This is a genomic window from Rufibacter sp. JT3400010 (assembly GCF_054956755.1).
Genome location: NZ_JBUDXA010000002.1, coordinates 73,080 through 92,712, shown reverse-complemented (window position 1 = coordinate 92,712; position 19,633 = coordinate 73,080). Strand labels below are relative to the sequence as shown.

At 51.6% G+C, this 19,633-nt stretch carries 14 protein-coding genes; 7 read left to right on the top strand and 7 right to left on the bottom strand.

What is annotated here, in order from left to right; translation table 11 throughout:
- Positions 1-194: 194 nt before the first annotated feature.
- Positions 195-2,285: an IPT/TIG domain-containing protein gene (locus ACY0JR_RS02195; RefSeq protein ID WP_462632194.1), complete on the bottom strand. Its 2,091-nt coding sequence runs from the start codon at positions 2,283-2,285 to the stop codon at positions 195-197.
- 913 nt (positions 2,286-3,198) lie between these two features.
- On the opposite strand from ACY0JR_RS02195, the gene ACY0JR_RS02190 reads away from it, so the two are divergent.
- From ACY0JR_RS02190 to ACY0JR_RS02170, 5 genes are all read left to right on the top strand, one after another.
- The gene (locus ACY0JR_RS02190) at positions 3,199-3,657 is read left to right on the top strand and encodes a hypothetical protein (protein WP_462632193.1); all 459 of its coding nucleotides are present in this window, start codon (positions 3,199-3,201) and stop codon (positions 3,655-3,657) included.
- Positions 3,644-4,792 carry a hypothetical protein gene (locus tag ACY0JR_RS02185; RefSeq protein WP_462632192.1) on the top strand — a complete coding sequence of 383 codons (1,149 nt, stop codon included), beginning with the start codon at positions 3,644-3,646 and terminating at the stop codon, positions 4,790-4,792. The genes ACY0JR_RS02190 and ACY0JR_RS02185 overlap by 14 nt, the downstream gene beginning before the upstream one ends.
- 53 nt (positions 4,793-4,845) lie before the next feature.
- On the top strand, positions 4,846-7,044 hold the full coding sequence (locus tag ACY0JR_RS02180) for a prolyl oligopeptidase family serine peptidase (protein WP_462632191.1): 2,199 nt from the start codon (positions 4,846-4,848) through the stop codon (positions 7,042-7,044).
- A 124-nt stretch (positions 7,045-7,168) separates the two neighbouring features.
- Positions 7,169-8,851, top strand: coding sequence for a S41 family peptidase (locus ACY0JR_RS02175; protein WP_462632189.1), 1,683 nt, complete (start codon positions 7,169-7,171; stop codon positions 8,849-8,851).
- Between the two features lie 96 nt (positions 8,852-8,947).
- A complete protein-coding gene (locus ACY0JR_RS02170) occupies positions 8,948-9,424 on the top strand; it encodes an N-acetyltransferase family protein (RefSeq protein WP_462632188.1) in 477 nt (158 codons plus the stop codon).
- Positions 9,425-9,571: 147 nt separating this feature from the next.
- On the opposite strand, the gene ACY0JR_RS02165 is transcribed toward ACY0JR_RS02170, so the two are convergent.
- Positions 9,572-9,877: a DUF4286 family protein gene (locus ACY0JR_RS02165; protein WP_462632186.1), complete on the bottom strand. Its 306-nt coding sequence runs from the start codon at positions 9,875-9,877 to the stop codon at positions 9,572-9,574.
- 145 nt (positions 9,878-10,022) lie between these two features.
- On the opposite strand from ACY0JR_RS02165, the gene ACY0JR_RS02160 reads away from it, so the two are divergent.
- Positions 10,023-10,751, top strand: coding sequence for a hypothetical protein (locus tag ACY0JR_RS02160; RefSeq protein ID WP_462632184.1), 729 nt, complete (start codon positions 10,023-10,025; stop codon positions 10,749-10,751).
- A 98-nt stretch (positions 10,752-10,849) separates the two neighbouring features.
- Here ACY0JR_RS02160 and ACY0JR_RS02155 read toward each other — a convergent pair whose 3' ends face one another.
- On the bottom strand, positions 10,850-12,085 hold the full coding sequence (locus ACY0JR_RS02155; RefSeq protein ID WP_462632182.1) for an MFS transporter: 1,236 nt from the start codon (positions 12,083-12,085) through the stop codon (positions 10,850-10,852).
- A gap of 205 nt (positions 12,086-12,290) precedes the next feature.
- Here ACY0JR_RS02155 and ACY0JR_RS02150 point away from each other — a divergent pair, with 205 nt between their 5' ends.
- Positions 12,291-13,172: a TraB/GumN family protein gene (locus tag ACY0JR_RS02150; protein WP_462632180.1), complete on the top strand. Its 882-nt coding sequence runs from the start codon at positions 12,291-12,293 to the stop codon at positions 13,170-13,172.
- 249 nt (positions 13,173-13,421) lie between these two features.
- Here the strand turns inward: ACY0JR_RS02150 and ACY0JR_RS02145 are convergent, their stop codons facing one another.
- The 4 genes from ACY0JR_RS02145 to ACY0JR_RS02130 form a co-directional block, all read right to left on the bottom strand.
- Complete coding sequence (locus ACY0JR_RS02145) at positions 13,422-15,845, bottom strand: TonB-dependent receptor (protein WP_462632179.1); 2,424 nt, start codon at positions 15,843-15,845, stop codon at positions 13,422-13,424.
- Between the two features lie 155 nt (positions 15,846-16,000).
- Entirely contained in the window at positions 16,001-16,327 is a 327-nt protein-coding gene (locus ACY0JR_RS02140) for a hypothetical protein (protein ID WP_462632178.1), read from the bottom strand.
- Between the two features lie 208 nt (positions 16,328-16,535).
- On the bottom strand, positions 16,536-17,144 hold the full coding sequence (locus tag ACY0JR_RS02135; protein WP_462632177.1) for a hypothetical protein: 609 nt from the start codon (positions 17,142-17,144) through the stop codon (positions 16,536-16,538).
- Between the two features lie 44 nt (positions 17,145-17,188).
- Positions 17,189-19,546, bottom strand: a complete 2,358-nt coding sequence (locus tag ACY0JR_RS02130; RefSeq protein WP_462632176.1) for a TonB-dependent receptor — start codon at positions 19,544-19,546, stop codon at positions 17,189-17,191.
- Positions 19,547-19,633 lie beyond the last annotated feature (87 nt).

The following is a 19,633-nucleotide window of genomic DNA, read 5'->3' as shown; positions in this document are numbered from 1 at the left end:
GCTCGCCTCTGGCGAGTGTGAGCTACCTGCGGCCTCTGGTCGCTTCTCCGCTCATTTTGGGTAAACGTTCACAAAGCGGCGAGACGCCGCAGGTAGCTCACACTCGCCAGAGGCGAGCGAGTGTTTTAATTTTGTCGATCATTTACTTTTCAGAACTACCAAATTCAATAAACCGTCTACAGAAAACAGAAACGCTATTCTAGCTTCAGGTACCGGATAGTGCCGCTCTCGCGCGAAGTGGTCCATCTGATCAGCAGCAGCCCTCGCACAATGGGAGTCTTTTCGTCTTCGTTTTCAGGAAACAGAGTAAGATCGTAGCGGTTAGATTCTGGGGTAACTACTATTTCAAACGTGCGGTAGAGTCGGCCAGAGATATCATAAATAGACAATTGTACTCTGTCTTCCTGGGCTGCATTGAAATACAGCGAGGTCTGGTTTCCGCCGGGATTTGGCGCTAACTGACGCACAAAGCCAGGGCCAGCCACTTGCGCTACCTCAGAGAATTCTTCGGTGTTGTTGGTTCTGACCAGCCGCAGGCGGTAGAAGTTAAGCTGGGAGAAAGGAGCGGTGTCTGTGAACTGGTAGGATCTGGGCACGGTAGAGTTGCCGCTGGCCGTTACCCGCCCAAGTGAGGTGTAGGTGTCGCCGTCTGGGCTTCTTTCCACCACAAACTCCGTTAAACCGGTTTCCTGCTGGGTGGTCCACTGGAGTAAAACCTGGTTGTTGGCAGTCAGTTGTCCTTCCAACTCAATCAATTCCACCGGAATAGCGCAGGCATTGGCTGCTTTGGGTTCCATGGGGTCTACGTTGCAGGGAAAAGTAGCGCTGCTGCGGGCCATCACGTAATTACCGCCGGCAATATCATTCTCGGCATTTAGAGTTCTGGAAGCCGGACCCGGTGCCACCGCGTAGTGCATGATGGCCTTAGGCAAAATGAGGTGACTTAACTGATGTCCGTGCCCTAGTTCGTGAACTACCACGGCCTGGAAATCGAACTGACGGTTGGTGGACACATCCGGTCCGTACTGCCAGTCTGAGCGCGGCGAGAACTCCATGTCAATCTCACGTACCCAGAAATTCACCACGTTGCCCGAGATGCAGCCCCGGTAGCGGCTAATGGTTCGGCCTAGCACATTAGTGGGCAACTCCCCGGAATTGGCAAACCGCACGGAGTTTACGTCATCCTCGGCGGTGGTAACCACAGGTTCATTGGAAGCAGCTACCCAATTGATAAAGGTGTTGCAGGACCACTCGTTCATAGAGCGTTTAAAGGCGTACAGAGCCGGAGTATTGGCTTCAAAGCTGGCACCAAACCGGAAGGTGTACCCGCCTCTGTCGTTCTGGGAGATAAGCCTGGGCTGGTAACTCTGCTCTTCAATGCCCCGTGCTTCGTCTTCATAGCCCACGTTAGAATGCGCAAAGACAATGTTCAAGGCAGTGGGCGACGTAGCGGTGTTAGGGTCATTGTTCACTACCCTGAAATCTCCGCTACCGGCGGTTCCGCCATCTATTCCGTACGAAGGTACTTTTACTCTTATCTGCGTGTCTGACCAACTCAGATAATCAGAAGGGAGCGGCTGGATAAAAGTCTTGCCGCCGTCATCGGCGTTCCGGAATTCTACATATCCGGTCCCGCGGGTAGCCCCGAAGTTGCTGCCGTTAATGGTTAACACGTCGCCGGTACCCGCTCTCAGGCTGGCCGGGCTGAAACCACTGATCAACGGAATCAATCTTCGCTGATTGGACGCGGGAAGTACAGGTTTAAGGGCTTCTTCTAGTTCTGCATTGGCTTTTATCCTACGCAGAGAGGCACCTGACAATCGCTCCAGCGAGCCGTAAAGTTGCAGCGGAATAGAGTTGTATTTAGTGAATGGATCTTTGGCGGTGCCCTCCGTGAGTTGGTACTTGATGAAGCCCTGCAAACTGCCAAAAACAGAGTAGCGCGCTCCTGTTGCCTTGCCTTTAGAGGACTGCAGAAAGAAAATACCCTGCTGCTGTTTTTTAAGCTGAAGCGTAGCCGAGTACACGTGCATGTCCAAGCCAACCCGACCACCCTCGGTAATAATTTCCACCGTGGTGGCAGTAGGCGTTCCTTTGAATACTTTGTAGATTTCTACCTGGTTAGCGGTGTAAATATTCTGGTGCTTCTCGTCCCAAAAGGATTTCTGACTGATCACTTTCCCTTCTACCACCACCTCGGCGGTTTGGATGCGCTCCTCCAAGGACAACGGAATCAGCAGACAGGCATCCTGAGCTTGGGCCGAAGCAGCGTAGAAGAGCCCCAAGGTTATCACTAAAACAGGAGAAAAGCTCTTGAAAAAGGAAGAGAAAAGGCGAGTAAAGCTATGCTTCATATAAACACTGAATAGAACTGCTGAGTAGTAAGAAACTTATGGCTTTTCCGGGCTTTGAAAGATACTGGTCAGGTGGCGCCCATGCAATATACCTACGGAATTAATTGCCTGTACGGATGATGGCAGAAGTGTTTGCCTATAAAAATTGAGGCACCTACCCCAAACAGGTAAATGCCTCAAAAAGCTAAACAGAAACTACTTCGGGATTTTAACGGAGGAACAACCTACGTTATTGTCCTTCAGCTAGTCAGGAGTTTTTGTTTATGGCCTGTTTTGAGGAAATCAGCTTAAAAAGAGAAAGGGGGAAATGTAGTTCTTTCGCAGGTTTTCTTTATCGGCCTTGGGCCGAAGACGGGCAACTCTGACAAGTATAGGCACTACTTTGGAGGGCTGTTTTACAGAAAGAAGGAGAAAACCAGATTGGGTAGAAACACAAAAAGATCCAGCGAAGTCTGCCAGATCCTTTTGCAACGTTACACAACAACTATTTCTCCTCTAAAACGGAAGAAGGTAAGGGTATATTGCGTGGCCGGGAAAATTTATTTTAAGGTGAAATAATAGTGCTAGCTGCCTCCCAGACCTAATACTAAAATAGAAAGGAACCCACGCTCGCCAGAGGCGAGCGTGGGCTACCTGCGGCCTCTGGTCGCTTCTCTGCTCATTTTGGGTAAACATTCATAAAGCGGCGGGACGCCGCAGGTAGCTCACACTCGCCAGAGGCGAGCGAGTGAAATTATGCTTTGTAGTGATACCCCAATAGCGGCTGATTTGCCGGTCTCCACTTCCTTTATTGGGATTGTAAGAATGTTTTCTCTAATATAGACGGGGTAATTTTGGTGTGCGTATGCTTTCCTCTTCTAGGCGACTGGTCTGCCTGCAAATTTTGGTGGGGATTAGTATTCTGGGGTCATTAGGCTCTTCTTTTACCCTGATTAAAAGTTGGGGAGAACTGTACCCCTTTGCCAATTGGAAGCTGTTCACCCAACCGCGCGGCAATGACAACCAATACAGCACGTACCGGGTGTACACACGCAGCCCCGGAGAAACCACTTTCCAACGACAAGCCGTACGCCCTACCCGTTCCTTTGACCAGGATGATTACGTCTATACCTTGGATTATTGGGTAAACCGCACCCTGTCAGATACCGCTAACACAAGCAACAGCCGTCAGAGATTACGAACGTTGGTGAAATACCTACACCCCCAAGCCCAAGAATACCGCATAGTTCGGGAGACTACTACGGTAGAGGAACTGCTGCACCATCCAGGAAAATATAAAGCCGATACCGTTGTCCGTTTCTGATAACATAGCCTCAAACGCTTCCCGAAAGTCAAAGACCAGCGATTCTGGTGCTTTCAACCGCTACCTGCGTGCCAGTGCAGACTTCTTCCATGCCGAACTGTTTCTTCGGCTTTTCACCTTTATCTGGCTGTATTGGGCGCTGGTAAAGTTTGACCAGTACCTTGGCCGGCCCGCTGCGCTGTATGAACCACTCACCCTCATAGGCAAAGTGGTGGCACCGGCTTTGCCCGGTAAAGAAGTTTTCTGGGGAGTAGCCGTCATGGCGGGTTTAACTAATTTGGGCAAGATTTTCTATAAACAGGCCGTAATCCCTCAGGTGGTGTTGGCGGCGGCGTTGCTGTGGATGAACCTGGTGCTGTGGAGCTATGGGTATCTGCCGCACGTAAACCACCTGTTTCTGCTGGCCCACCTCTTCCTAACTTTTGTAGCGGTAGAAAAGCCGGGCGTGAACAAGCCAGACAAGATGCAGTACACGAGCATCAACTGGTTCTACTTCGGGCTGCTGTTTGTGTACACCCTCTCCGGGCTTTGGAAGATAGCGGCGCTGGGTAAGAAGCTCCTCTCTGCCTCCGCAGACGTGCATTGGCTCAAGCCCCAGGCGGCTTTGTACAATGCGCTGGTCAGTTTTAGAGACTATGACCAACCGCTCACGTTTGTGCACCTGTTTCTGGACTACCCGTGGGTGTGGCAGCTAGGGTTTGTAATGGTGGTCTACGGCCTGACTTCGGCGGTAGCCGCAGCCTGGCACCCGCCACTACGGCCTTGGATGGGGGCGCTGCTAATCGGCTTTCACCTGCTCAACCAGTTCGCGTTTCTGATCTTTTTTGTGGTGGCCTGCTTGACCATTCTGTGTTTGTTCTTTCCCTATAGCCTCATCTTTAGACAGTACCGGAAGCAATACCGTTTTCCCTCCGATTTTCGTTTTACTGGCATAAAACAGAGTGCCACTTATATTAGAACCTATGAAGATGGGCAGGAAGATGTCTATTATGGGTTTGAAGCCTACCGGCAAAGGCTGCAGGAGAACCACTATTACTTGAGTGGCTTGCTGTACTTTCCGGGCGTGAAGTTAGCCACGGAACTTTGCTGGAGAGGAACAGGTAGGAATGCTTCAAAAGAGGCTTCGGTTTTGTAAATTGCAATAAAGAAAACCCCACGCTTTACCTGGTGATACTAACGCCTATAAACATGAACAGATCCTTTACGTTTATCTGGGTTGCTGCCTTGGCGGCAATCACCGGCTGCAAAACCAAAACGCCGTCCGCTTCACCTACAGCAGCAGCAGTTATCAACGCAGCTGCCAATTCGCCCGCAGGGGCCGCCAAACCTTTGAGCATGATGTACCCGAAAACCGAAAAGATAAACCACGTAGATACCTACCACGGCACGCAGGTGCCAGACCCGTACCGCTGGCTGGAAGCCGATACCGCCGAGAACGTAGCGGCATGGGTCAAACAACAAAACGAAGTCACCTTTGATTATCTGGCTAAAATCCCGTTCCGGGAGCAAATCAAGCAGCGGCTCACTCAACTCTGGAACTACCCTAAATACGGCGCACCCTTTCAGGAAGGCGACTATTACTACTTCTACAAAAACGACGGCCTCCAGAACCAGAGCGTCTTGTACCGCCAGAAAGGCCTGAACGGCACCCCGGAACTGTTCCTGGACCCCAACAAACTGTCGGAAGACGGCACTACTTCTTTGGGTAGCCTTGACTTCAGCAAAGACGCTAGATACGCGGTGTACACCACCTCTACCGGTGGTTCTGACTGGCGCGATGCCTATGTGCTGGACGTGGCCACCGGCCAAAAGCTCTCTGATGAGCTGCACTGGATTAAATTCTCGGGTACCAGTTGGTTTAAAGACGGCTTCTTCTACAGCCGCTACGCTGAGCCTACCCAAGGCTCCAAACTAGCCAACAAGAACGAGTACCATAAGGTCTACTACCACAAAGTAGGCACCCCACAAAGCCAGGACCAGCTCATCTGGGAAGACAAAGCGCACCCGCTCCGGCTATTGTTTGCCGGTACCACTCAGGATGAAAAGTACCTTATTCTCACCGCTTCGGAGGGCACCAGTAACAACTCTTTGTACGTGAAAGACCTCACCAAGAACAACAGTCCGCTGGTGCCGCTGGTAGAAAGCTTTGACAAGGAGTATGGCGTGGTGGAGAACATTGGTGACAAGCTCATTGTGCTCACCAACCAAGGCGCACCCAAGTACAAACTCATAGAAATTGACCTGAAGAAGCCGCAGCCAACTCACTGGAAAACCCTGGTGCCCGAGACCGACAACGTACTGAATTATGCTTCACTGGTCAACAACCGCCTGCTTTTGAACTACATGAAAGACGCCGCTACCTTGGTGCGCGTGCATGATACCAGCGGCAAGTGGCTGCATGATGTCACGTTGCCCACCATTGGCACGGCCAGCGGCTTCAGTGGGAAGAAGGAAGACAAAACCGTTTTCTACACCTTCACCTCCTTCACGTACCCCAGCGCCATCTACCAGTATGACATCGCCACCAACCAGTCCACCCTCTTCCGGAAGTCTGAGGTAGACGTTGACATGGAGGCTTATGAAACCAAGCAGATCTTCTACACCAGCAAAGACGGCACTAAGGTCCCCATGTTCATTACCCACAAAAAAGGGTTGCAACTGAACGGCGATAATCCTACGTACCTCTACGCCTACGGCGGATTCAACTCGCCGGTGACGCCGGGCTTCAGTATTGCCCGCATGGTGTGGCTGGAGAACGGCGGCGTGTTTGCCGTAGCCAACATACGCGGCGGCGGTGAGTACGGCGAAGCCTGGCACAAAGCGGGTATCACGCCCAACAAACAGAACGTCTTTGACGATTTCATCTCGGCGGCCGAATACCTTATAAACCAGAAATACACCTCTGCGCAGAAACTAGCCATCGCCGGAGGCTCTAACGGGGGCTTGCTCATTGGGGCCGTAGCCAACCAACGCCCTGAGCTGTTCAAGGTGGCCTTGCCTGCCGTGGGCGTAATGGACATGCTGCGCTTCCATAAATTCACCATCGGGTGGGCCTGGGTGCCCGAGTACGGTTCCTCAGATGATGCCGCGCAGTTCCAGAACCTCCTGAAGTTCTCGCCCATCCACAACATCAAGGAAGGTGTGAGCTACCCGGCCACGCTGGTGACCACCGCCGACCATGACGACCGTGTGGTGCCCGCACACTCGTTCAAATACATTGCCACCCTACAGGAGAAAGGTGCCGGGCCCAACCCGTACCTCATCAGAGTAGACGTGAAAGCGGGACACGGAGCCGGAAAATCTACCACTGCCCAAATTGCCGAGGCCGCTGATACCTGGGCTTTTACGTTCTATAACATGGGCGTAAATCCATATCCGGCGCAGTAAGCGAGCCGGTTTATTACGTATATAGAAAAAAGCCGATGCTTGTATACCAGAGCATCGGCTTTTTTGCGTTCTTCTTGAAATACACTATATTATTATCTCTCAATCGCACCTCTAAAACGAGTCTATGAAGTTTGCTGCAACCCGGTTTCCCCTTCTGCTTCTTATTGTTATCCTAGTAACGAGCCACACAGCGTCAGCTTTAACAGAAACAGAACGCATTGCTTCTTGGGCTAAAATCTGGGGTTTCCTGAAGTATTACCACCCAGAGGTAGCCAAAGGAGAGCGAGATTGGGACCAGCAGATGATAAAGCTGTTGCCTGAAGTGCGGAAGACTACCACTCCCAATGATTTGTCTCTTGTCTATCAAAGATTGATCAAAGAGTTAGGACCAGTGGCGGAATGCAAGAGTTGCGCAACAGAGCAGACCATCTCGGCCTGGTACCGCCGCAGCCTTGATCTGTCTTTTCTTGCAGATTCCGGCTTGTTCTCCCTGCCTTTACAACAAGACCTGCTCTACATCAAGCACAACCGTAACCAGCAGCCTAACTACTATGCCAAGCACAAGATGCCTGGTATTCCTGACTTCAGCAACGAGAAAGCATATGAAGAATTGGTAATGCCTAACGAAGAATACCAGCTGCTCACCCTGTTTCGTTATTGGAATGCCATCCAGTATTTCTTCCCGTATAAATATGCCATAGGCGAGGACTGGGGCGCGGTATTGGAAAGGCTTATTCCGGTCTTTAGAGAGGCGAAAGATTTAAAAACCTACAATGCTGCCCTCCAGCAAATGGTGGCCAGCATCCATGACAGCCATAGCAAGCTTGACATTGACTCTCCGGTAGCCTTGCAGGCCCACAAAAAAGTTGGGGAGACGTGGTACTTCAGTCCTTATACAGTGGTCTTCGCAGGCCGGGAACCGGTGATCAACGGGTTATGGAATGATTCTTTGGCAGCCTTAGGACCATTGCGAACAGGCGATGTCATCACCCATGTAAACCAGGTTCCTATAGATTCCATCATTGAACAAAAACGCAACTTCACCCCCGCTTCTAATGAAGCAACCTTGCTTCGGTCTTTAAGGTCTAATTTGCTTATTGGCACCACCCCGGTGACTAACGTTACATTTGTCAGAAACGGGGAAACTTTCTCAGAGAAGCTGCAGCGATACACTTTCAAAGAACTGGGCCCTTATGCAGAAAAATCTGATTCAACGGTTTTTTGGCAAAAGAACGGAATTGGGTACGTGCATATGGGCAATCTGAAAATGACCCAGGTGGACAGCGTGATGCGTAGCCTCTGGTCCAGTAAAGCCATCATTTTTGATTTAAGGCATTATCCACAGGGCACCGGCTATAGAATTGCTACTTTCTTGACGGCTGCACCAGTAACCAGAACATTGGCCACTGGTCCAGATTTCACTTTCCCGGGTGCATTTCAAGATCTTGCGCCTAGAATAATAGAGCCTGCCAAAGGGAAGGCGTATAAAGGCCAAGTGATCATGCTGATCAATGAACATACCCAAAGCCAAGGAGAATTTTCGGCTATGCTCATGAAAGCTTCACCAAGAGCTACCCTAGTGGGTAGCCATACTGCCGGGGCCGATGGAAATGTGGCGTACCTTCCGCTGCCCGGTGGATTGAAGGCTGTTTTCACAGGCCTTGGCATTTATTACCCAGACCGCACAGAGACGCAGCGCGTAGGAATTTTACCTGACGTAGAAGTGAAGCGCACCGTAAAGGGTATCAAAGAACAGCGCGATGAGCTGCTGGAGAAAGCCTTGGAACTAGCCCGGGCAGAGAAGTAAAAGCTGAGATTTTTTCATTCAAGACCCAGGATAGATAACTTGCGGGAAACAACGTGAGAAAAAAGGAGTTGATATTCCTTCCCAAGCGAAACTACTATGAGCCAAACCATAAAAGTCAGAAAAGGAACCGAGGCTGATTTACCGGGCGTACATGCTTTGATTGTGGAACTGGCGGTCTATGAAAAAGCCCCCCAGGAAGTCACCAACACCATAGAAGACATGCGCCGCGATGGGTTCGGGGACCAGCCTATCTTTGAGTTCTTCGTCGCTGATTCTCCGGAGGAAGGCATTGTGGGCATCGCGCTGTATTATACCGCCTACTCCACCTGGAAAGGCAAGATGCTGTTCCTGGAGGATATTGTGGTCACCGAGCGCCTCCGGCGTCAAGGCATTGGCCGTTTGCTGTTCCATGCCGTGGCGAAAGCGGCCAAAGAAGAAAATTACAAGCGCATGAAATGGCAGGTACTGGACTGGAACGAGCCCGCTATCAATTTCTACCGAAGCATTGGCGCCAACCTGGACGCCGAGTGGATTAACTGCAATCTTAGCCAGGAAGAATTGCAGCGTTTCTAACGTTTATCGGCCCTAAAAGCAAAAACGCCCTGAAAACAAATTCTGATTTCAGGGCGTTTTCTTAAATACGGGCTAAAAGCAGAGCTGTCGTCAATAAATCAGTGAATCCTCAACTGATAACTAACAACCAACAACTGAAAACTAAGCTTATCCCACCACTTCCAGCACGGTTCTGAAAGCTACGAACTGCCCCGGGTATTTGGCCTGCATTTTGGCCTGCATGGCTTGGTCGTGCTCGCGGTGGTATTCCAGTAGGTCATCCATGTGGCGGGCGTAGTACTGAATAGCGTACGTAGAGCCGCCGTTGTCTTCTTCCTCCATCACTTTGGCAATCTGGAATTTGACGAAGAAGGTAGTCGCCATTACCTCCGGAATATGGGTTTCCTGCATCCACTGTAGCCAATGAGCCGCCACAGCGTTGTCTATGTTTACGGTTTCGTTGAAAAGAATCATGTTCAAAAATACTGCTTATCTTGCCAGACTAACAAAGAGTCCTGATAAATGGTGCCTGATTCTGTTCCAAGTCTGTTTCTATTGGACTGCTCTTGATTGTATTTTGCCTACTTGTAGGTATCTTAATGATTAAAGTTTGATTTCGATGAAGAAAATTTGCGTAGTGTTGCTTGCCCTTATGTTAGCTGCCTGTGAGAAAGAGGAAGAGACTGCTCCGTTAGAATATCCATCTACTTATACTTCTTCTTATGTAGAGAGTGCATCTAAGATAAGGGTTTTTTCGCGCCAAGGAGAAGTCACAGACCCACAGGTGGTCAGTAGTTTTGTGCGGAGATACGGGGAGTCTTTCTTGTTCGAAAATGGCTATAAAAAGGATGTGCAGCCAGGAAATGCAGACTCACTGCGCATCATTTCAACTGGAAGTGCTCAATTAAAAGGAGCTTCTTTGTACAATTGGAGCAATTTTTCCCTTGTGAACAAGGGGCAGAACCTGGAGTTGGTAGGAAAAGACACTATTTTCTATATAGGTGCAGAACAGAACAGAACCCAGGATGAATACCTCTACAGACTCTCCAATGCTTTCTATATGCACCCATATGCTTATCGTGAGCCTCTCTATATTCCAAATTCAGGTTCATCCTACCGATTTGTAGATAAATTGATGGCGCAAATCACTAACCAGCAGCTGCATTTCCTTAAGTTGAACTATGTCTTAGTGCAGTATAGCTACGCCAATGGGAAATATATGCCTAGAAGCTACTCCAAGGTAACAGGTATAAATAATGCTTTAAAGGAGCAGCCAGACCTAAGTCAGTTAGTAGCAGGTGACTCTATTGCCTTTCAATCATTTAATCTCGTCTTTGAAAAGAAATGACCTTGCTCTCCTGATGCGGGACGTGAGTGATAAGAACGGTGTTGCCAGTGATAGGCAATCTGTTTAGGGGCCGTTTTCAGAAAAACGGCCCCTAAATTTTATTCTACATAATCAAGTTCCTTGCCGTAACTCTCTGGTAAGGTTAAGATGGCTACTAGCGCAATGACCAGCGCCAGTGCGCCCAATGCCCCGGCCGTGAACAACAAGCCCCATTCTTCTTTGTAGGCGCTAAACGTGAGGGTGAGCGGGATAACGGCACCGCGCACGAAATTGGGCACCGTGGTAGTGGCCGTAGCCCTGATATTGGTGCCGAACTGTTCTGCCGCTATGGTCACAAACATGGCCCAATAGCCACTGGCAAACCCGAGGGTGCAGCATAGGACATAGAAATAGGTTTCACTCGCGCCATGGGCGAATAGGTAAAGGGTAATGGCAAGCGCCAGCAAAAAGAGAAAGAGCGTGACGGCGCGTTTCCGGCTTTTCAGCTTTTGGCTCAGCAATCCGCTGGCCACGTCTCCCAAACTCAACCCGAAGTAGGAAAAGCCGATGGCCTTGGCGGTGGAGATGGCAACCGGTACTCCTAAGGCTTGACCAAACTCTGGCGAAAACGTGATCAGTACGCCAATCACAAACCAGATAGGAACCCCCACCAAGATACATTTCACATACTTCAGGAACCGGGCACCGTTGGTAAAGAGGCTCAGGAAATTGCCCCGCGCCACTTCTTGCTGCTGAGTACGTGCAAACATGCCAGACTCATACACGCCAATCCGGAGGAGTAAGAGCAGCAAGCCCAAGCCGCCACCCACAAAATAAGCAGTGCGCCAATGGAAATATTCGCCAATCACCCCCGCCAGAATTGCCCCCGAAATTCCCACTGATGCTACAATGGTGGTGCCGTACCCGCGCTTTTCCTTGGGCAGTACTTCTGAGACCAGCGTAATGCCCGCACCCAGTTCCCCGGCTAAACCTACCCCGGCAATAAACCGCAACCAGGCGTACAGTTCCAGGTTGGAGACAAAGCCATTGGCAATGTTGGCAGCCGAATACAGGAAGATAGAACCAAACAGCACCGAGATACGTCCGCGCTTATCGCCCAGTACTCCCCAGAAAATACCGCCCAGCAGCATGCCCGTCATCTGCATGTTGATTAATTGTACTCCCTCGTCCAGCAGCGCCGTTGGGCTGGTGACGCCCAAATCGCGCAAGCTGGCTATCCTGACAATGCTGAACAGCACAAGGTCATAGATGTCTACAAAGTACCCCAGCGCGGCTACGACCACGGCGGTGTTTACTATTTTACTCTTGGCATCTGGAAAAGTAGTGGTTTGCATAAAAAGACTAAAGGGTTTTAAAATATAACTATTTATAGTTTTGGCTATGGTTTTAAAAATCTGACGCTAATCTGCTAAGTGCTTTGTTTACAGTGTATTAAATTTTAAGAAGTATTTAATATGAATCTAGGGGGTTCTTTCAAAATTCATGTTGTGGCCACAAAAAATGTCATACTTTTGTCAAAGAATTTGTAACCTTTAGTTCATGGGCACGTTTAAAGCCTCCTTTTTAGTATTCTTCAGTCTGTTTATCGGCGGCGTGCTGTTGTCAAATAGTGCAATTTGTGCGGCGCCTTCTAGCCAAAACTCCCTACTTTGGAAAGTTAGTGGCAAAGGCATCAAAACTTCTTACCTCTACGGTACTTTCCACTTAGTGCCTAAAGACCAGTTTGTTCTGCCAGGTAAGGTAAAAGAAAAAATGATAAAGTCACAGGTGGCTGTTTTTGAAGTGGATTTGGATAGCCCTAAGCTCACCAGCCTGATGTCAAGATCCATGCGCATGAACCAGCCTCTGGAGACATTGATGACCACGCAGGAATATAATCTTTTCACCAGTTTCGTGAAAGACACCCTGGAGCGTAGCCTGCAGCAGTTCCGGTACATAAAGCCAGGCTATTTAGGTCAGTTGCTGCTTTACCCTAAATTATTAGGCTACAGCCCAGAATCCTATGATTTAGCGCTGTTGGATCTAGCCAAAAAGTGGCACAAGTCTGTGTACACGCTGGAGACCCCAGAAGAGCAGGTAGCTCTTTTCGACCAATCTACCCTGCAGGATCAGACCTCGCAGTTGCTCAATAATGTAAAGCAGTTTGACAAGCAGCGGAAACTCATGAAGAAGATGCTGTGTCTGTACCAGCAGGAAGACCTTGCCGGTTTGTATAGCCTGATTGTCTCTCAGGAAGACGCCGCTAAATCAAACGACATGCTGTTAGATGAGCGCAACCACAAATGGATGAAGCCCATGGTAGAGATGATGAAGAAACACTCTTCGTTTGTGGCAGTGGGTGCCGCGCACCTGGCCGGTGAGCAAGGTTTGATCGAGTTGTTGCGTGCCCAAGGATATAAAGTAGAACCAATATTAAATTAAATAACTATATATTAAAGTAGCCTATAGGAAAAGCTTTTACTAATTAATCCAAATGCAAAGGCCGGTTAGATGCACTAACCGGCCACTTGCATTTTATAGGGAAGAGGAAAGCGTCAGAAAAATGCCCTTCTGTTCTTTGCCTTGTTTCTCTAAAACAGACCTAAAACCAAACGGCATTTTTGGCCGACAATCAAAAGGGTTCTCGTTTCAGAGCTATTTTCCAAAAAACGGCTCCATACGCAAGGCGGCTTACCCAATAGGCACCACCACTTTAATGCTCACGTTGCGACCCATGTTGTACACGCCCATGCGGCCGGTGGCGGGGTTCTCAGGAGCATACTTCAAGCGGCTCAGGTGACTTTGGTAGGCTTTGTCCAGCACGTTGTTGGCGATGAGGTACACCGATAGCCTGGTTTTCCCGGCGGCATTAGCGAGGTTTCCGCCTAAGCCAAGGTTCAGCAAACTGTAGCCCGGCGTGGGTGTTTCCGTGCCGAAGGCGCTGTACACGTTGTCCTGCTCAAAGTAGGTTTCCAGCTCGGCTTTGGCGTACCAGTTCCTGATGTAAGCACCCGCCTTGGGGAAACTCACGCGCAGTTCAGTGTCCAGCCGGGGTGCGGGAGTGAACGGCAGGTGCTTCATTTCCGCCGGCACGTTTTTCTGAATAGACTTCACCCAGGAAAAGGAGTTCTCTAAATGCAGCCAGTCCAGCGGGTGCGGATGGATGTCCAGGGTGAACTCGCCGCCATACACGTAGGCATCGCCCTGCACGTATTTGAACGTGGAAGCTAGGTCATCGGCAGAGCCGGAAAGGGAGTCGCCGCCTAACACGCTGGTCAGTTTCTGCGCGAAGATGTAGTTCTGGATGTTGTTTCGGAAGCCGTTTACGCCCAAGGTCACGTGTTTGCTGTCATACGTCAGCCCGGCATCTGCCTGTAAACTGGTTTCGGCTTTGAGGGCGGTGTTGCCTACCTCATACCGGAATGTGCCTTCATGCCGACCGTTAGAGGCCAGCTCTGCGATGTTGGGCGACCGGAAACCGCGCGCAAGATTCGCTTTCACGCTCAGATTATCGGTGAGGCTGTACGTGGCGCCTATGCTTCCCGAAACGTTGGAGAAGGTAGTGGTGAAGTCATAGAATTTGGTTTCGGCGGCATCCTCAGGATTGGTCGTGAATTCGTCCTCGCCGGTCATGAACAACGCATCTGATTTGATCTGCCGGTAATCATAACGCAGCCCGCCGCTCAGGTGCAACGGCCCGAACTCCCGTTTGATAAACGCGAACACGCCCGCATCCCACAGCCGGTATTCCGGAATAATGACTTCCTCGCCTTCGTTGCGGTTCTGTTGCACCATGCCGTTCACCCCAATGGTAGACTCCCACGCCCCCCAATGCGGCAGAAAATATTTCACGTCATAGTTGAAGGTGCGCAGGCGCATGGCCAGTTCCTCTTCCTCAGTATCTACCGGATTGCCGTACTCGCGGCGCAGGTTCTGTTGCCAGGCCAGGTTGAAGGTGAGGCGCGAATTGTCAAACACCAGGTTGTTCTGCGAAGCCACCCGTAAATGGTTGATGCGCTGCTGCGGAATGCCAAGGTTATAGCCTTTAAGGTCTTCTTCGGTGGCGGTTTCTTCTTCAGGCCCGCCGTTGCGGTTCACCAGTTTCAGGAAATTGCCGTTCTCGTCGCGTTCGCCTTCCACCAGGCCCACCGTCTGATTAAAGGTACTGAAGGCCAGGTGCGAATAACCCCAACTCTTGTTCAGGCCTAGGTAGCCGTTCGCGTTCGTTTCCCTAAAGCCCGAGTTGTACACGCGGCCGTCATAGTCATTGCGGTAGTTGCCCGCCACTTTCTGGCTCAGGCGCGCGGCCCAGTTAAAGCCGTTCAGGTTGCCCGCGTTGTAAGCCGAGTAACCCAGCAGGTGGTTGTTGGTTTGGTAATTTGTAGAAACGTTCCCGATGACCTTGCCTTCTTCAATGGGTTCTGGTGTGAGGAAGTTGATGACCCCGGCAATGCCGTCTGAGCCGTACATCAAACTGCCGGGGCCTTTCACCACCTCGGCGCGGTCTACGGAGTACTCGTCAATCTCAATGCCGTGTTCGTCGCCCCACTGCTGGCCTTCCTGCTTGATGCCGTCGTTGAGGGTAATGATGCGGTTGAAGCCCAGTCCTCTAATGACCGGTTTGGAAATGCCTGCCCCCGTAGAAATCTGCGCTACGCCCGGTGTTTTGGCAATGGCGTCAATGACGTTGGTGGCGCTGCCTCGGTCTAACTGCTCCCGACCCACCACCGTGGTAGGAACCGGATTCAGGCGGGCCTCGGTGGACGAGGAAACCCCAGTCACTACCACGGCGCCAATCTCTGTGACAGACGGTGATAACGTAAAATTGACCGTGGTAGCGCCGTTGATGTTGATAGGCTGCGCCTTGGTAATGTAGCCCACATAGCGCACTTGGGCCAGGAAACGACCTTTGGGAAGCCCCTGCAATTGGTATTGGCCGTTCACATCTGTTGAAGCAGCACGTTTTAGATCAGTTAAATAAATAGTAGCACCAATCAAAGGGCTGTTGGTTTGGGCATCTGTGATGGTGCCGGAAAGGGAATTGTTGCTCTGGGCCAGCGTGCTCCCGAAGGAAAACAGCAAGCCTATCAAAAGAAAGAATCTTTGGAAAACCATGAAGTGCGGTTAAGAAAATAGGAGTCATCCGTCGGCTCGGGCAGCTTATAGTGCACCAGCGGACAGAGACATTGAAATAAGTAAGTGTTCAGGAATAGTCCCCCTTGCGCCGCGTACAGCACCGGGAGTATTCTGAAAAAAGGAAATGGAAGGAATTAGGCCACGGCTGGCGGACCGCGCGGAGAGGCGGTGTGCGGATAACTGAATTTCCAGATAAAAGCGTAGCCATCTTGGTAACTATCTGCCAACGGAAGCGGAGCCGAGAACGCCACCAAGGTTTCCGAAGATTGGAAAGGCGCTTCAAATAGCTCGGCGGTAGGGCAGTGCGTGTGCTTTTTCTCTAGGTGGGGCCGGTTCTCATCATGCGGTTTGTCTTCTGAGTGCGCGTGGGCGTGCAGGGCCACCAGCACCTTTTCAGGTACCATCACCCGCAAAAACAGCAGGAGCAAGAGGTAGGCACTTAGGTTCCGAAGATTCCGCACAGCAAGAGGAGTGTCTACAAATATAGCTAACTTCCTCAATTCTTGGCTATCTAGAAAAATCTGAGCCTAAAGCGATGGAAACCGTTATGGGCCCGTTTTCCTGAAAATTGCCTTAAAACAGGAGTGGGCCGGTCATTACAGAAAAAGAGCCGCCTCAGCTGAGACGGCTCTTTTTTGTTAGGCGGGAAACTAGCCCAGGACTTTCTGCTTAGTGGTCATGGCCAGAAGACGGGTGAATTTCAAAGGTGACGTTGAGGTCATCTGAGCCCCCGGCAAAGCGGTAGTCTGGGTTGTTCCACTGCGCGGCGGTGGCGTGGGCTTTGTCCAGGCCATGACGCAAAACTACCTTCAGGTCAAAAGAACCGTCATCGGCTTTCAGGACTTCAAAGCGGCCTTTCAGGCCAATGCCGCGGCCATTGGCGTCTTTGTCTTCATAGGTGTAGGCCAGGTAATCTGGCTTGGACGGGATAAAGAAAAACTGGTGCTCGTCTCCGGCGTCAATGAATTCTTGGTTCAACGACTTGCCGTTGCGTTGCACATCCACCAACAGGCGGTAATGCGCGTGCTCCTCCAGGTGCACGTGGTGCGGCGACACGGTGCCGTCTTTTGCCACGGTCACTTTCACGGTGTCGGTGGTTTGGTGGTAATGGTTGTGGTCACCGTGTGGTTCTACTTCCAGCTCCACAAAGTAGAACTTCACCCCGTCAAACTCTTCCTGCGGAACCTCGGGCTCCGGGTCATCAGAAGAACAGGCGGTGAAGAATAAAGAAGTGCCCAAAGCGGCAACGGTTAAAAACGAACGGAATAACTTGTTCATGGTCTTTTTGAGATTTTGAGGTTAAAAACGATTTTGTAAATGGGTTAGAACCGCCAGGTAAGCCGGGCCGTGAAATTGCGGCCGGTATCATGGGCGTAGTACCTAAAGCGGTTCATGTACTCTTTGTAAAGGGTGTTGGTGAGGTTGTTCACCGAGAGATGGAGGCCCAGCGAGTGTTCGCCCAGCTTCCATTGGGTCCCCGCGTTCAGGTGCAGCAGATGATACCCGGCGGGCGGAGCCGCGAAGTCACTGCCCACGGTATAGCGGTGCTGCCGCGCCACCCACTGCGACTGCACTTGCAGATAGGTGTCTTTGAAAGCCGAGTTTCCCTCTGGTTTCCAACTCAGGCTGTTCTCCAGCCGATCCGTAGGAATCCAAGGCAGGTACTGGTCTTGCCGCAGGTTAGTGGCCCGCACCAGTGAGCCTTTCAGCTCATAGCGGAAGCGTTTCCAGAAATTATACTGCAAAGACACGTCACTGCCCCAGAAGCGGGCATCGGTTTGCCGGTACTGGAACGTGGGGAATGACCCGCGCAAGCTCTCATAGAATCCGCCGGATGGCTCCAGGTAGATGTAGTCCTGAATGTGGTTGAGATAAGCGGTGACCTCCAGCTGAAATTTGTCTGTATGGTACTCCAGCGTATTGGTCCACTTATAGCTTTTCTCACTTTGCAGGGTGGCATCTCCGGTCTCGTAGCTGGCGGTGCCGTGGTGCAGGCCGTTGCTGTACAACTCATTCACCACGGGCGGGCGCCAGGCTGAGCCCAGGTTAGTCCGGATGGTCCAGGCGGGGTGCAGGTGCAGCGCCCCACCCAAAGAACCCGTCACGTTGTGAAACCGCCGGATGCCTCCGTAGGCCTCCGCGTTGTCATAGAAGCCGCGCGCGTTTACGTACTTGTAGTCATAGCGCCCCCCGGCCTCCAGCTCCCAGTTTTCCTGGATGAACTTGCCAATGAGGTAGCCCCCGCCGGCATAGCTGTCATAGTTGGGAATCAGCGGAATGGCACCCGTGCCCGGCACGTTGTTGTTAATCTGCAGCATCCCGTTAAGGCCCGTGGTGATTTTCAGGCCACTTTGATAGAGTTTGTCATAGGCCACATCCAGGGTTTGGGTGGTGAGCTCCATGTCCAGCGATGGTACGCTGCGGTACTCGCCCCGCCGGATGTCAAACTCCTGCCGTTGGTTGAGTTGCAGACCGTAGACTACGTCCAGGTTCTCGCCCTCGCGCAGGTGCAGGTGGCCTTTGGCCTTGAGCAGATGATGGTCTATCTGCTGCCGCGGCACCCCTATTTGGTAAGAGAAAGCGCCGTCCTCCAACGGACGTTCCGCCGAAATGCGGGTCATCAAATCTTCCAGACTGCCAATGTGCGCGCCTTTGAAAATCCCCAGTTCGGTCTGGAAACGGCTGTAGAAAAGCTCGGCCCCTATCTTCTCAGAGGTATAACCCAGTGCCGCCGAATAGTTGACTTCCCGCAGCCCGGTGTTCTCCAGGTAGTAGTCGGTGGTTTTGAGGTTACCGGCTTTCTTTAGCGTTCCCTGCACGCGCCAGCCCAGCCCCGGCACCTGCTTCAGCCCGCCATGGAGCATGCCGGACATTGTGCCGCTGCGGCCGTTGCTGGCCCCGGCGGTGGTCAGCTCGCCGTGCAGTTCGGGCGTAGAAGGCAGGGCCGGAGGCTCCACCAGCACCACGCCACCAATGGCCTCGGGGCCGTAGCGCACTGCTTCCGCGCCTTTGACCACCGTTAATCTATTGGCAATGAACGGGTCAATCTCCGGGGCATGTTCGGCTCCCCATTGTTGGCCTTCCTGCCGGATGCCGTTGTTGAGCGTGAGAATGCGGTTGCTGTGCAGCCCATGGATGACGGGTTTGGCAATGGTACCGCCCGTCTGCAACATGGTCACTCCAGATACATTGGTCAGCGCCTGCGCCAGCGAACCACCTTTGGCTTTTTCCAGCGCCTGCCCGCTAAGGGTGGAGCCAGTAGTAGCCCCATCCACAGGCAGTTGGTGCCCGGTTACCTCAACTGCTTTCAGCAGGGTAGCATCGGCGTGCAGCGCAAAGTCCATGGTTTCAGACAAGGCCCTGAGCCGCTTCTGCCGCTTTTCGGGCGTATAACCCACGTAAGACACCATCAGCTGATAGGTCCCCGGACAAAGCCCCGTGAACTGGTAGCGACCTTGGGCGTTGGTACTGGTGGCGTGCGGGGTGCCTTCTATCTGAACAGTGGCCCCCACCAAGGGAGTCCGTTGGTCGCGGTCGGTGAGGAGGCCAGATAGGGTAAGCCCGCACGGTGCCACCCCAAAGGCGGCGGCAGGCGCATGTACGGGCTGGGCCCATCCTACAGACAAGGACAGCCAGACGCACAGCACCAACCACGCCGAATAGGAAAGATATTCGCGCAATTGGGTAAGAATAAAGAATGGAAAATAGATGGGCGGGTGCCCTACAGAATCTCAGGCACGCAAAGGCGTTTCAGGCTTATTTTTAGG